The organism is Bradyrhizobium sp. USDA 4538 (genome assembly GCF_024171045.1).
Classification (GTDB): Bacteria; Pseudomonadota; Alphaproteobacteria; order Rhizobiales; family Xanthobacteraceae; genus Bradyrhizobium; species Bradyrhizobium australafricanum.
This window is the reverse complement of sequence record NZ_JALJZE010000001.1, coordinates 7,171,277-7,184,366: the sequence shown is the minus strand read 5'-3', so window position 1 is coordinate 7,184,366 and position 13,090 is coordinate 7,171,277. Positions and strand designations below refer to the sequence as shown.

At 65.0% G+C, this 13,090-nt stretch carries 11 protein-coding genes and 1 tRNA gene; 5 read left to right on the top strand and 7 right to left on the bottom strand.

The genetic code is table 11. The annotated features are described in order from the left end of the window. Positions 1-99: 99 nt before the first annotated feature. Positions 100-1,413 (bottom strand): ATP-binding protein, encoded by a 1,314-nt coding sequence (locus J2R78_RS32785; protein ID WP_253608205.1) that lies wholly within the window; start codon positions 1,411-1,413, stop codon positions 100-102. Positions 1,414-1,433: 20 nt separating this feature from the next. Then, positions 1,434-2,180 (bottom strand): response regulator, encoded by a 747-nt coding sequence (locus J2R78_RS32780; protein ID WP_057019557.1) that lies wholly within the window; start codon positions 2,178-2,180, stop codon positions 1,434-1,436. Between the two features lie 204 nt (positions 2,181-2,384). Here J2R78_RS32780 and J2R78_RS32775 point away from each other — a divergent pair, with 204 nt between their 5' ends. Beyond that, complete coding sequence (locus J2R78_RS32775; protein WP_253608204.1) at positions 2,385-3,218, top strand: DUF3313 domain-containing protein; 834 nt, start codon at positions 2,385-2,387, stop codon at positions 3,216-3,218. Positions 3,219-3,223: 5 nt separating this feature from the next. Here the strand turns inward: J2R78_RS32775 and J2R78_RS32770 are convergent, their stop codons facing one another. Together J2R78_RS32770 and J2R78_RS32765 are read right to left on the bottom strand one after the other, a co-directional pair. Continuing rightward, complete coding sequence (locus J2R78_RS32770; protein WP_253608202.1) at positions 3,224-4,837, bottom strand: acyl-CoA synthetase; 1,614 nt, start codon at positions 4,835-4,837, stop codon at positions 3,224-3,226. A gap of 59 nt (positions 4,838-4,896) precedes the next feature. Next, positions 4,897-5,661, bottom strand: a complete 765-nt coding sequence (locus J2R78_RS32765; protein WP_018272155.1) for a FadR/GntR family transcriptional regulator — start codon at positions 5,659-5,661, stop codon at positions 4,897-4,899. A gap of 185 nt (positions 5,662-5,846) precedes the next feature. Here J2R78_RS32765 and J2R78_RS32760 point away from each other — a divergent pair, with 185 nt between their 5' ends. Next, positions 5,847-7,052, top strand: coding sequence for an ABC transporter substrate-binding protein (locus J2R78_RS32760; RefSeq protein ID WP_253608200.1), 1,206 nt, complete (start codon positions 5,847-5,849; stop codon positions 7,050-7,052). Between the two features lie 64 nt (positions 7,053-7,116). On the opposite strand, the gene J2R78_RS32755 is transcribed toward J2R78_RS32760, so the two are convergent. Further along, positions 7,117-7,192: transfer RNA gene (locus tag J2R78_RS32755), tRNA-Trp, on the bottom strand. 169 nt (positions 7,193-7,361) lie between these two features. Here J2R78_RS32755 and J2R78_RS32750 point away from each other — a divergent pair. Then, positions 7,362-8,585, top strand: a complete 1,224-nt coding sequence (locus J2R78_RS32750; RefSeq protein ID WP_253608199.1) for a serine hydrolase — start codon at positions 7,362-7,364, stop codon at positions 8,583-8,585. A 116-nt stretch (positions 8,586-8,701) separates the two neighbouring features. On the opposite strand, the gene J2R78_RS32745 is transcribed toward J2R78_RS32750, so the two are convergent. Further along, positions 8,702-9,469, bottom strand: a complete 768-nt coding sequence (locus J2R78_RS32745; protein ID WP_026192903.1) for an SDR family NAD(P)-dependent oxidoreductase — start codon at positions 9,467-9,469, stop codon at positions 8,702-8,704. A 138-nt stretch (positions 9,470-9,607) separates the two neighbouring features. Next, the gene (locus J2R78_RS32740; RefSeq protein ID WP_168857052.1) at positions 9,608-10,315 is read right to left on the bottom strand and encodes a histidine phosphatase family protein; all 708 of its coding nucleotides are present in this window, start codon (positions 10,313-10,315) and stop codon (positions 9,608-9,610) included. A 152-nt stretch (positions 10,316-10,467) separates the two neighbouring features. Here J2R78_RS32740 and J2R78_RS32735 point away from each other — a divergent pair, with 152 nt between their 5' ends. After that, positions 10,468-11,253 carry an SDR family NAD(P)-dependent oxidoreductase gene (locus J2R78_RS32735; RefSeq protein WP_253608198.1) on the top strand — a complete coding sequence of 262 codons (786 nt, stop codon included), beginning with the start codon at positions 10,468-10,470 and terminating at the stop codon, positions 11,251-11,253. Positions 11,254-11,897: 644 nt separating this feature from the next. Beyond that, positions 11,898-13,067, top strand: coding sequence for an acetylornithine deacetylase (argE, locus tag J2R78_RS32730; protein WP_253608197.1), 1,170 nt, complete (start codon positions 11,898-11,900; stop codon positions 13,065-13,067). The last annotated feature ends 23 nt before the right edge of the window (positions 13,068-13,090 follow it).

The window sequence follows — 13,090 nt, the reverse complement described above, 5'->3', positions numbered from 1 at the left end:
CGGGCAGATCGGGCATTGGTCTCTCCAAATCAAGGGCTTAGCCGGCGCCCTGCGATCCCCTGGCGTCCTGGCGCGATCAGCGTCGTTCGTCTCGCCCCTCTAGGCCAGGCCGGGTTTTGGCGGCAGCAGCATCGATACGAGCAGTCCGCTCGGCTCCCGCAGCCTCAACGCGATGCTGCCGCCATGGCGCTTGGCGATATCCTGCGCGATCGATAGCCCCAGCCCGAAGCCCCCCTCATGCCGGGCGCTGTCGGCCTTGAAGAAGGGCTCGAATACCTTGTCGTGCAGCGCAGGTGGGATGCCTGGACCGTCGTCCGCCACCTCGATCTCGATGTGGCCGGCCTCCATGGGGCGAAGCGTCACCACGACCTTGCTGCCGTGCTTGACCGCATTCTCCACGATATTGGTGACGGCGCGCGACAGCGCGCGGGGCCGGCAGGCATAAGGCAGACGCGCCGGCCCAGCATAGGATACCGCGTGGCCCATGTCGGCGAAGTCCGAACAGATGGTCTGCAGGAAGCTCGGCAGGTCGATGAACAACGCCGCCTCCGAGCGGGCATCCTCGCGCAGATACTCCAGGGTCTCGTTGATCATGCGCGTCATCTTGGCGATATCGCCCAGCATCGCCGGGCGCAGGGTGTCGTCGCCGACGCGCTCGGTACGCAGCCTGAGCCGGGTCAGCGGCGTCCGCAGGTCATGACTGATGGCGGCGAGCATGCGGGTGCGGTCGTCGAGCAGCGCTGCGATACGCGTGCGCATGTCGTTCAGCGCGTCGGCGACCTGGGCGATCTCGAGCGGACCGCGCCGGCGCAGCACCTCGGGAGCCCGCGGCGAGCGGCCGAACGAGGTCGCGGCACGCGCGACGTCGGCCAGCGGCGCGATCACCCAACGCACCGCATAGACCGACAGCAGCAGCATCGAGATCAGCACGATGATCGTCCCCCCGGCCAGCGGGCGGAGCAAAGTAGACCAAAGGCCGCCTTTGACCGCAACGTCGGCCATCAGCGCGTGGCCATCGTCGAGTCTCACGATCACCTGTGACGACGAGCCTGCGGGATGGCGCAGATCCTCCATTAATTCAATTCCGGGCTCGGCAGCCAGTTGCCGGAACGCTCGCATGGAAAACGACCGCGTCTCTGCGGCTGTTCGAGGCACCAGTTCGCCCAAGGCGACGCGCCTGACGTCGAGACCGCCGCGCCTGGCTGCGGCCAGCAGTTCATCCGCGTCTGCCGGCGTCTTCGTGGAACGCACAAGCTGCGTGAGCTCCGCGACCCGCCCGGCAAGAAACTTCTGCGTGTCGGTGATCGAGGGAGAATCGAACAGAAAAATGATGGTCACCGCCGCGAGCGTGATGCCGATCAGTTCCGAGAGCGCGACGAGGCTCATGAGTTGCGCAGCGACGCTGCGCGGCATCAGCCGCTGCGCCCATCCCATCATATCTGCTCGACCGCAGGTGTGAAGAGGTAGCCGCCGAGCCGCACCGTCTTGATCATCGAGCGGTCCTTCGGATCCGGTTCGATCTTCTGCCTGATGCGGCTGATATGAACGTCGACGCTGCGCTCGACTGAGGCGATCAGGCCGCCGAAGGCCTGCTCGATCAATTGCTCGCGTGACAGCACCTGCCCAGGATTGCGGCAGAACGCCAGCAGCAGATCGAACTCGGCACCGGTCAGCGTGATCCGGACGCCCGCGGGGTCATGCAGCTCACGGGTGGTGGGGTTGATGCGCCATCCGGCAAAGGTCAGCGGACGCGGCCGTGACCGCGACGTGGCGCCGCTCTCGACGCGGCGCAGCAGCGCCCGGATGCGGGCGACCAGTTCGCGCGAATTGAACGGCTTGGTGACGTAGTCGTCGGCACCGAGCTCGAGGCCGAGGATGCGGTCGATGTCCTCGCCGCGCGCGGTGACCATGATGATCGGAATCGAAGACGACATGCGCAGGCGCCGGCAGATGCTCAGCCCATCCTCGCCCGGCAGCATCACGTCGAGTACGACGAGATCAAAGCTCTCGCGCTTGAGCAGCGCATCCATCTCCACGGCCGAGCCGACCAGCACCGGCCTGAAGCCGTTGTCCTCAAGCACCTCGGCCAGCATGCGCGCGATATCGGCATCGTCCTCGACGCAGAGGATGCGTGCGTTGGTGACGGGGAAAGCCACGAGGTCGTATTCCAGGATTTGCATCACGGCATTTTAGAGGCCTCGGCCCCGGATGCGCAGTGCGCAAATATAGCGTTTTGTTAAGCCTGCACGGCCAAATGTGGCTCAAATAGGTCGCGCGGTTTCGCGAGCTACATCTGACTTAATATCTCTTAATCCCGACCCGGGCGGCCCTGCCCTATCGTGACGTGCGATCGTTCGTGGGGTGAGCGGTCGTTCGAGGGGTACATGAGAATCGAATTTCTGCCGGGCGCTGCGGTTGTGGTGGCGTTGTTGTCGGGCTGTGCCAGCGCACCGATGACGCGGGGCGGGTCACTGGCATCCTACGACAATCTCACGCCGTCCGACGGCGTGCTGGCGAAATCGCTGGTTCGCGTCAACAAGGACGAGGTCCTCGCTGCGAAGACGGTGCGGATCGTCCCGACGACCTTCTCGCAGGCAGCGTCGCCGACGCTGTCCCAGGAGCAGCGGCACCTGGTGGCCAACGCGATCGATCGTTCGCTGTGCGTCGGCCTAAGCGAGCGGCTTCAGGTCGTTGGTGCCGATCAGCCTGCGGATCTGTCCGTGCACGCGCTTGTCACCCAGGCGGCGCCCACCGACGAGGTCGCGGCGGGCACTTCCAAGGTGGTCAGCTTCCTGCCGAGCGCGCTCGGCGCAGGCGTGCCGGTGCCGGTGCCGCGGTTGCCAGTCGGGCTTGGCAGCCTGACCGTCGAAGCCGAGGTGCGCGATCAGGCCAGCCGCCAGCAGGCGGCGATGATCTGGGCCCGCGGGGCGAATTCGTTCACCAACTCGCCGATGGTCTCGAGCGCCGGTGACGCCTACGATCTCGCCCCTTCCTTCAGCGACGACTTCAGCAAGCTCGTCGTCACCGGCAGCACGCCATTCGGAAAGGCGCCGGAGCTGCCGTCGTTCGACAAGATTGGCGCAACGCTCGGCGGCAAGCCGAAATACGCGGCCTGCGAGGCGTTCGGCCGCAATCCCGGCCTGGCCGGAATGGCCGCCGGCAAGCTCGGCTTGCCGCCGGAATGGTCGGACAAGGCGCCGGCGACAGCTGGCCAATAGACAGCCTAGCCGGCGAAGCTCTTCTGCACCGCCTGGTCGAGCGTGGCGCCGCCGAGATAGCGCTGGCGCAGCTCGCGCTTGAGCAGCTTGCCGCTCGGATTCTTCGGCAAGGCATCCACGAAGATGACCTGCTTCGGCACCTTGAAATGGGCCATCGACGCCGCGCAATGCTTGATGACGGCGTCGGCATCGAGGCTCTGGCCGGCCTTGACCACGACGATCGCGGTCACCGCCTCGATCCAGCGCGGATCAGGCAGCCCGACCACCGCGACCTCCGACACCGAAGGCAACCGGTAGATCATCTCCTCGACCTCGCGGCTCGCGACATTCTCGCCGCCGCTCTTGATCATGTCCTTCACGCGATCGACGACGGTGATGTAGCCGTCGGCATCGATGGTCGCGAGATCGCCGGAATGAAACCAGCCGCCGGCGAACGCGGCCGCAGTCTTGACCGGATCGTTGTAATAGCCTGACAACAGATGCGGCGAGCGATGCACGATCTCGCCGACCTCCCCCACCCCGACGTCGGTCATATCAGGCCTGACCACCCGCGTCTCGACATTGATCGCGGGCTTGCCGGCCGAGCCGGCCTTCGGCAGCTGGTCCTCCGGCGACAGCACGGTCGCGAGCGGTGCGATCTCGGTCTGGCCGTAGAAATTCCAGAACTTCACGTCGGGCAGCCGGCGCTGCAACTCGAGCAGCACCTCGACCGGCATGATCGAAGCGCCGTAATAGCCCTTGCGCAGGGTCGACAGGTCGGTGCGGTCGAACGCGCCCGAGCGCAGCATCGCGATCCAGATCGTCGGCGGAGCGAAGAACGAATTGATCTTGTGGGCCGCGATCAGCGCCAGGACATTGTCAGGCACCGGCTTGCCGGTAATGAGGCTGGTGGCGCCGAGATAGATCGCGGGCCCCAGAAAGACGTCGAGCTGCGCACAGTGATAGAGCGGCAGCGCGTGCAGCACCGTGTCGTCCGTCGCCATGCCGCCGTCGATGATGCAGCTGACATACTGCCACATGACGGCTTCGTGGGTGAGGATCGCGCCCTTCGGCAGCGACTCGGTGCCGCTGGTGTAGATGATCTGCGCGGGATCGAGGCTGTCCACCGACGCCTCCGGCGCCGACGCGTCGCTGTGCAACAGGCTGTCGAACGTCGTGATGCCGTTGGGCGCGGTGGCCGGATCCTCGCCGGGCAGCCAGACCAGGGTCTCGACCGCCGAGCCCTTGGCGGCCGCAGCGTGCGCCGTCTCCACGAAATCGGGGCCGACCGCGAGCAGCCTGGCGCCGGAATTGGCGAGGATGAAATTGATCTCGTCCGGATTGAGCATGAAGTTGATCGGCACCAGGATGGCGCCGATCCGGGCCACCGCAAAGCGTAGCGCGGCGAAGCCGTGCGAGTTGCGCGACAGCACCGCGACGCGATCGCCCTTCGCAACGCCGAGCGCGAGCAAGCCGCGGCCGAGCCGATTGCAGATCGCGTCCATCTCCGCAAAGCTCCAGCTCACCGCGCCGCAGATCAGCGCGGTCTTGCCGGGGTAGCGCTTCGCCGACCGGCGCAGCAGATCGCCGATGCTGTGCTCGCGGGCGCGCTGGATGGTTGCTGCGATGTCTCCGCTCATTTGTCCCTCCCGAATGTGCTTGTTGTCGTTGTCTTTGTCTTGTCTCGGCCGCGCCGTCGCTATTGCCGCGCGGCGTAAGCGTGTTCCATGTAGGTGTGCTCGACCGAGCGATCGAGCGAGGCGATCTTCTCGAAACCGCGCCGCCAGTCCTGCAGGTGCCGCCGCGTCCACAGCACGCCGGCCTCCTTGTCGCGCCGCTTGATCGCGTCGAGCAGATGATGGTGCGCCTCGACCAGCCGCGCGCCGCCCTCAGGCACGCCGCCCACGATCATCTCGGTGGTCGGAAAGAACAGTTGCGCGGCGGGCTCGCGCGCCAGCTGCAGCACGCGGTTCTGCGAGGCCTTGGCCATCAGCACATGGAATTCCGCATCGAGCTCGGCAAGCGCAGCGGGATTGCCAACGACAGCTGCGCTGCGCTCGAGATTGCCGGCGAGCTCGGCGATGTTCTCCTCGGTCGCGCGCTCCACCGCGCCCTCGACGCTCGCGACCTCCAGCGTCATCGAGGTCTCGAACAATTCGCGGAACGTCACCTCGTGCAGGATCAGCGCGCGGGACAGTCGCGTCGCGAGCTTGTTGTAGCGCGGCAGGCAGGCCTGCAGCCGGCGGCTGGAATCGCGGCGGATCAGTCCGCCCTCCTCGAGCACGCGAATGCCTTCGCGCACCGTCGAGCGGTTGACGCCGAACTGCGCAACCAGCTGCTGCTCGGTGCCGATCGGCTCGCCCGGCTTGATCCGCCCGTTGATGATCTCGCGTTCGATCGCGTCGGCGACCTTCTGATAGGCCGGCGCGACATCGATGCGCCGGAACAGCGGCGTGGTGGGCATCTTCAGCTCCCCGGGGCTCCCGATTGTCGTTTGTCGGACAAAGGATAGGCGAAGGCCTTTGGGGCGTCAAATGAGCGATATCCAGCCTGATTGTCGCACCCAGGCGGGCGGAATTGACACCGGAACCAGGCAAATCTAGCTTTGTCGGACAAACTGATAAGAGCACCTCGGGGAGGCACACCATCATGAAATCCATCGTCACGAGTCTGTCCGCCGCCGGCCTGATCGCGGCTGTGCTGGCAGGGCCGGCGCTCGCCCAGCAGGCGCCGCTCAAGATCGGCGTGCTCACGGATTTCCAGTCGGTCTATTCGGACATCGGCGGCGCCGGCAATGTCGAGGCCACCAAGATGGCGATCGAGGAGTTCGGCGGGTCGATGTTCGGCAAGCCGATCGAGCTCGTCACCGCCGACGCCCTCAACAAGGCCGACGTCGCCGCCACCATCACCCGCAAATGGTACGAGGCCGAGAATGTCGACATGATCATCGACATGCCGACCTCGGCGACCGCGCTCGCCGGCATGGAGATGTCGAAGCAGTTCGAGAAGATCATGATCGTGACGGATGCGGCGAGCTCCGACATCACCGGCAAGTCCTGCTCGCCCTACACGCTGCACTGGACTTACGACACCTACGCCAACGCCCACACCGTCGGCAGCGCGATCGTGAAGAACGGCGGCGATACCTGGTTCTTCATCACCGCCGACTATCTGTTCGGTCATTCGATCGAACGCGACACCGGCGACGTGGTCCGCGCCGCCGGCGGCAAGGTGCTCGGCAGTGCGCGGCATCCGCTCAACACGCCGGACTTCTCGTCCTTCCTGCTGCAGGCGCAGGCCTCGAAGGCCAAGATCATTGGCATGGCCAATGGCGGCGCCGACACCATCAACACCATCAAGCAGGCCTCCGAATTCGGCATCGTCGCGGGCGGCCAGAACCTCGCCGGCATCGTGATGTTCATCTCGGATATCCACAGCCTCGGGCTCAAGCTCGCGCAGGGCCTGATCATCACCGAGGCCTACTACTGGGACCTCAACGACCGCACCCGCGCCTTCGGCAAGCGCTTCTTCGAGCGCATGAAGCGGATGCCGACGATGAACCAGGCCGCGACCTACAGCGCCACCCTGCACTACCTCAACGCGGTGAAGGCCGCCGGCACCAAGGAGACCAGGCCGGTGCTGGCCAAGATGCGCGCGACCCCGGTCCGCGACGCCTTCACCGACAACGGCGTGGTGCGCGAGGACGGCCGCATGGTGCACTCGATGTTCCTGTTCGAGGTCAAGAAGCCCGAGGAATCGAAGGCGCCGTGGGATTACTACAAGGTGCTCGCCGAAGTGCCCGGCGACCAGGCGTTCCGGCCGCTGAAGGACGGCGGCTGCCCGCTGATCAAGTAGGCAAACATGATCATGGCCGGGGTCCGGGACCTCGGCCAAGACATTAAAATGATTGGGAAAAGGCTGGCAGGAGTGGCAGGGCTCGAACCTGCGACCCCCGGTTTTGGAGACCGGTGCTCTACCAATTGAGCTACACTCCTGCAGGGAACCGGCGTCGCCGCCGGTTCGCGCCGTTTCAAGCACAGGGCATGGCCGGTTTGCAAGGGCGAAGCGGTGAAGCTTCTGTTCATTGCAAAACTTCTGCGCCAGACTTCGGCGATCACCCCGTGTCGGCACCTCGCCGCAAGAATCAAGAACCAGGGAGAGACCATGAACGCCCAAACCGCCACCAAGCACGCCGCCAGCCCGACCACCCCCTCTCTTCCCCTCGCCAAGCCCGAATCGATCGGATTGTCGAGCGCGCGGCTGCAGGCGATGTCCGACACCTTCCGCCGCGAGGTCGACAAGGGAACCGTGCCTGGCGTGACGGTGCTGGTGGCGCGGCGCGGCCAGATCGGCTGGTTCGACGCGATCGGCCGGCAAAGCCCGACCGCCTCGGCGCCGATGGCGCATGACACGATCTTCCGCATCTTCTCGATGACCAAGCCGATCGCCTCGATCGGCATCATGCAGCTGCTGGAGGACGGCCACTTCCTGCTCAACGACCCCGTCGCGAAGTTCATCCCCGAATTCGCCGAGACCAAGGTCGGCGTCGACAACAACGGCAAGCTCGAGCTGGTACCCGTGCAGCGGCAGATGACGATCCAGGACCTGCTTCGCCACACGTCTGGGCTTACTTATGACCACACCGGCAACGGCCCGGTGCAGCAGCTCTACCAGCAGTCGCGGCTGCGCAGCCGCAAGATCACCAATGCCGAGCACGCCACCATGCTCGCCGGCATGCCGCTGGTTTGCCAGCCCGGCGCCGAGTGGAACTACAGCCGCTCCACCGACATACTCGGCCGCATCATCGAGGTCGTCAGCGGCAAGACGCTCGGCGCGTACCTCACTGAGCACATCCTCTCGCCGCTGCAGATGACCGAGACCGCCTTCCACACCGGGGAAGCCAATGCCGGCCGCCTCGCCGAGGCCTTTGCCAACGATCCCTGGACCAACGAGAAGGTGCAGCTGTTCAACATGCTGGAGAAGCCGGCGATGGAATCCGGCGGCGGCGGCCTGGTTTCGACCACGATGGACTATGCCCGCTTCGCGCAGATGCTGCTGAACGGCGGCTCGCTCGACGGCACCAGGATCATCGGCCGCAAGACGCTCGAATTCATGGCCTCCGATCACCTCGGCGCCGGCGTGGCAATCCAGGGCACGTTGGTGTCGCCCGGCCACAGTTTTGGCCTCGGCTTCGCCGTGCGCATGCAGCAGGGCATCGCGCCGTTCTCCGGCTCGGTCGGCCAGTACTTCTGGAGCGGCATGGCCGGCACATTCTTCTGGATCGATCCGAGCGAAGACCTGATCGCGGTCTTCATGATGCAGGGCCCGGGCCAGCGCGAATATACCCGCTCGCTGGTGCGCAACGGGGTGTACGCGGCGGTGGAGTAGTCCGTCATTCCGGGGCGCGAACCTAAGATGCGCAATCGCGCATCGGGGAATCTCGCGCAACAACATCGAGATTCCGGGTTCAGCCCTGCGGGCTGCCCCGGAATGACGAGTGATGCTCAGCTGATCGTCGCGCCGCCGTCGATCACGATGGTCTGGCCGGTCATGAAGTCGCCGGCCCGCGAGCCCATCATCACGGCGGCGCCCGCGATCTCGTCCGGCACGCCGATCCGCAGCAGCGGCGAGCGCGCGGTCGAGGCCTTCAGATTGTCCGGATTGTCCCACAGCGCCTTCGCAAAGTCGGTCTTGATCAGGCCCGGCGCGATGCAGTTCACGCGGATATTGTGCTTGCCGTATTCGCAGGCGAGGTTGCGCGCGAGCTGCATGTCGGCGGCCTTGGAGATCGCGTAGGCGCCGAGGATGGTCGAGCCCTTCAGGCCGCCGATCGAGGACACGATGATGATCGAGCCGTCCTTGCGCTCGATCATCTGCGGCACCACCATCGAGATCAGCCAGTTGTTGGCGACGATGTTGTTGTCGAGGATCTTGCGGAACTGATCGTCGGAGATGCCGGCGAGCGGACCGTAGTAAGGATTGGACGCCGCGTTGCAGACCAGCACGTCGATCTTGCCGAAGGCGCGGTTGCTCTCGTCAACCAGGTTCTGCAGGTTTTCCTTCGACGAGATGTTTGCCGCGATCGCAACCGCGGTGCCCTTGCCGTAGCTGTCGTTGATCTCCTTCGCCACCTGCTCGCAGACGTCAGCCTTGCGCGAGGAGATCACGACCTTGGCGCCGTGCTCGGCCATGCGCTCGGCGATCGCGCGTCCGATGCCGCGCGTCGAGCCGGTGATGACGGCGACTTTTCCCTTCATGTCGAACAAGGTCATGTTTCTCTCCCTGATGTTAAGTGTTCGTCTTAGCGTCATTCCGGGGCGACGCACCAGCGTCGACCCGGGATCTCGAGATTCCCCGATGCGCAATTGCGCATCTGCGGTCTGGTCCTTCGGACCATCCCGGTATGACGATCACGCAAGCTTGCTCGCCGGCCTGACTTCAGGCCCGGACGGCTGATGCATCGCGGCGTGGCGCGGATCGGCAATCCACGGCTGCTGGTTCACCATCGGCAAGCGCCAGGTCGACAGGCCGGCGCTCGCGATGTGATCGAGCCGCGTCACCGAGACATTATCGATATCGAACGACAGCCCCCTGTCCGGCTGGCCGCCGAGCGCCAGCCCGACCGCGGCCTTGATCACGCCGCCATGGCCGACGGCGATGATATTCCTGCCCGCTTCCGCGGCGGTGATCCGCACAATGGTGCGGCAGACGCGGGTGTAGAGATCCATGTAGCTCTCGCCGCCGGGCGCGGGATCGTTGACGTCGGCGAACCAGGCCGTACCCGGCGGGCGACTGGCGAGAAACGCGGCGCGGTTCATACCCTGCCATTGGCCGAGATGCTGCTCGGCGAAGTCGCGTTCCTGCGTCATGCTTTCAGGCTTTGGAAACCCGGCAGCCCAGATCGCGTCCGCAGTCTTGTGTGTGCGCTTCAAATTGCTCGAATACCAGACCGCATCGCGCGGCAGCATCTTGGCGACCGCCTCGAACACCTCGACATCGCCGGTGTCGCAGTCGATATCCTCTTGTCCGTAGATGTTGCCGCCGTCGCTGCGCACCGGCGCGTGACGAACCCACCACCACCGCGTCACCGTCACCTCAGGCTTGTCTGGATTGGACATCGGATGAGCCCTTCAATAGTGTCCCGTCTCGCTGTACGTCACGCCGCACACCGTCTCAAGTGCTTCGGACGTTTGAAATTTTGTTTGAATTCCGTCGCGCGGCAGACGCGCCAAGGACCACCCGAACTAATCACGTGAACAGGGAGAAACTCATGGGCCGCCTCGAAGGCAAATCCGTCATCATCACCGGCGCTGGCAGCGGCATCGGCCGCGCCGCCTCGCTGCTGTTCACCAGTGAAGGCGCCAAGCTGATCGCGGTCGATCGCACCGAGGGCGTCAACGAGACCGCCAAGCTGGTGCGCGATGCCGGCGGCACTGTCGAGGCCGTCACCGCCGATGCCGGCTCGGAGAGCGACGTGAAGGCCTTCATCGAGAAGGCGGTCTCGAAGTACGGCAAGCTCGATGCGATCTGGGCCAATGCCGGCGTCAGCGGCGGTCTCGTCCCACTCGCCGACCAGACCGTCGAACACTGGCAGGAGGTGCTGCGCGTCAATCTGATCGGCCCATTCCTCGCGATCAAGCATTCGATTCCGCATATGACGAAGCAAGGTTCCGGCTCGATCGTCTGCACCGCCTCCGTCGCGGGCCTGAAGTCGGGTGCCAGCGGACATCCCTACGGCGCGAGCAAGGCCGGCGTCATCAGCCTGGTGCAGACCACCGCCTACTCGCTCTCCGGCACCGGCGTCCGCATCAATGCGGTGTGCCCGGGCCTGATCGAGACCGGCATGACCAAACCGGTGTTCGATCGCGCCAAGGAGCGCGGCACCCAGGACAAGATCGGCCAGCTCAATCCGCTGAAGCGCGCCGGCCAACCGCATGAGCTCGCCGCGATGGGATTGTTTTTGGCGAGCGATGAAGCGTCCTACGTCAACGGCCAGGCCATCCCGGTCGACGGCGGCCTCACCGCATCGATGCCGTATACGGGCAAGCCGATCTAGCGAGGGCAGTCTCCGTGGTTATCCCGGCTGCGGCCCCGATGGCTCCACATTCACGACCGTCGTCCCGGCGAAGGCCGGGACCCATAACCACAGGGTCGAGTAGTTGAAGAAGGCTGTTGCCCCAGCGTCGCGCATTCATTGGCATTTGGGGTAATGGGTCCCGGCCTTCGCCGGGACGACGCTGGAGATGGTTCGCATTCAAGGTGCCAAACAATGCGGTGTCATCACCTGCGCATACGCATGCGGGTGATCCAGTATTCCAGAGACCTCTGTGCTTGAGCCGAGAGGCCGCGGCGTACTGGATCGCCCGGTCCGAGCCGGGCGATGACAGCCGAGAATGGGGATACAGTTTCGCATTCTCGCGACATGAATCGCCCGAGTCTTGCCTTTCGTTCCGCTCTAGGTCCGCGCAACGCGCGACCCGATGATAAACTCCACGAAACCCATCATCTCACCGCGCGGATATATTCGATGGGTTTCGCTTCGCTCTACCCAACCCATCCCACACGCCTGGACCGCAATAACCGCCGGCAACGGTCCGAATATTGCTTGGCCTCGGCAGGCCAACCAGCTGTTATACTTCGCTGGCAGGATCGCTCGCACACTCGTCATTCCTCGCACAATCCCTCGCAAACGAACAGGCAATGCAAAATCAACGTTCCGACCGCATCCGCAAGCTATTGGCCGACCTCGTCGCGTTCGACACCGTCAGCGACCGCAGCAATCTGCCCCTGATCGACTACATCGAGCGCTACCTCGCCTCGCTTGGCCTCGCGGGGCAACGCATCGTCGATGAAACCGGGCAGAAATCCTCGTTGTGGGTCACTGTCGGCCCTGAGGACAAGGCCGGGCTGGTGCTGTCGGGGCATACCGATGTCGTGCCAGTTGTGGGACAGGACTGGAGCCACAACCCGTTCGAGCTCGTCGAGCGCGACGGCCGGCTGTACGGCCGCGGCACCACCGACATGAAGGGCTTTGTCGCCGTCTGCCTCGCGATGGTTCCCGAGATGCTCGCGGCCGATCTGAAGACGCCGATCAATCTTGCCATCTCCTATGACGAGGAGATCGGTTGCGTCGGCGTACGTCCGATGCTGCGCGAGGTCGCGCGCAAGCCGATCAAGCCGCTCGGTTGTTTCGTCGGCGAGCCGACCCAGATGCAGGTCATCATCGGGCACAAGGGCAAGCACGGCGTGCGCGCCACGTTCCGCGGGCTTGCCCGCCATTCCTCGATTGCGCCCGACGGCGTCAACGCCATCGAATATGCCGCTGACCTGATCACCGAGATCCGCCGCCGCGCCGCGTTGCTGACCGCGGATGCCGAACAAGGCAGCCTCTACGATGTCCCGCACTCGACCCTGCTCACCAGCATCGTGCATGGCGGCGCCGCGCTGAACATCGTGCCCGACCAATGCGTGGTGGAATTCGAGTGCCGCGGCATCGGCATCACCGAGTCGAGAGAGGTGACGGACGCGATCATCGCCTGGGCCAAGGCCGAGATCGAGCCTGACATGCGCAAGCGACATCCCGAATGCGGCATCGAATTCGAGGAGATCCTCGACTACCCCGCGCTCGACACCGCCGCCGACGCCGCCATCGTCACGCTCGCCAAGCAATTTGCCGGCCGCAACGACCACGCCAAGGTCGCCTTCGGCACCGAGGCCAGCCTGTTCGTCAGCATGGCGGACGTGCCGTCCGTTGTGATCGGCCCCGGCTCGATCGCACAGGCGCATACGCCGGATGAGTTCGTCGAGATGTCGCAGCTCGAGGCGTGCGGCGCATTCGTCGCACGGCTGATCGCACATTGCGCCAAGTGATTTGCAAATGATTGCGTAGGATC

What these genes read in the sequence shown, in the direction of transcription:
- J2R78_RS32785 (WP_253608205.1), bottom strand. Translation starts at nt 1,413, where the DNA reads ATGCCGCGCAGCGTCGCTGCGCAACTCATGAGCCTCGTCGCGCTCTCG.
- J2R78_RS32780 (WP_057019557.1), bottom strand. Translation starts at nt 2,180, where the DNA reads ATGCAAATCCTGGAATACGACCTCGTGGCTTTCCCCGTCACCAACGCA.
- J2R78_RS32775 (WP_253608204.1), top strand. Translation starts at nt 2,385, where the DNA reads ATGAGAATCGAATTTCTGCCGGGCGCTGCGGTTGTGGTGGCGTTGTTG.
- J2R78_RS32770 (WP_253608202.1), bottom strand. Translation starts at nt 4,837, where the DNA reads ATGAGCGGAGACATCGCAGCAACCATCCAGCGCGCCCGCGAGCACAGC.
- J2R78_RS32765 (WP_018272155.1), bottom strand. Translation starts at nt 5,661, where the DNA reads ATGCCCACCACGCCGCTGTTCCGGCGCATCGATGTCGCGCCGGCCTAT.
- J2R78_RS32760 (WP_253608200.1), top strand. Translation starts at nt 5,847, where the DNA reads ATGAAATCCATCGTCACGAGTCTGTCCGCCGCCGGCCTGATCGCGGCT.
- J2R78_RS32750 (WP_253608199.1), top strand. Translation starts at nt 7,362, where the DNA reads ATGAACGCCCAAACCGCCACCAAGCACGCCGCCAGCCCGACCACCCCC.
- J2R78_RS32745 (WP_026192903.1), bottom strand. Translation starts at nt 9,469, where the DNA reads ATGACCTTGTTCGACATGAAGGGAAAAGTCGCCGTCATCACCGGCTCG.
- J2R78_RS32740 (WP_168857052.1), bottom strand. Translation starts at nt 10,315, where the DNA reads ATGTCCAATCCAGACAAGCCTGAGGTGACGGTGACGCGGTGGTGGTGG.
- J2R78_RS32735 (WP_253608198.1), top strand. Translation starts at nt 10,468, where the DNA reads ATGGGCCGCCTCGAAGGCAAATCCGTCATCATCACCGGCGCTGGCAGC.
- argE (WP_253608197.1), top strand. Translation starts at nt 11,898, where the DNA reads ATGCAAAATCAACGTTCCGACCGCATCCGCAAGCTATTGGCCGACCTC.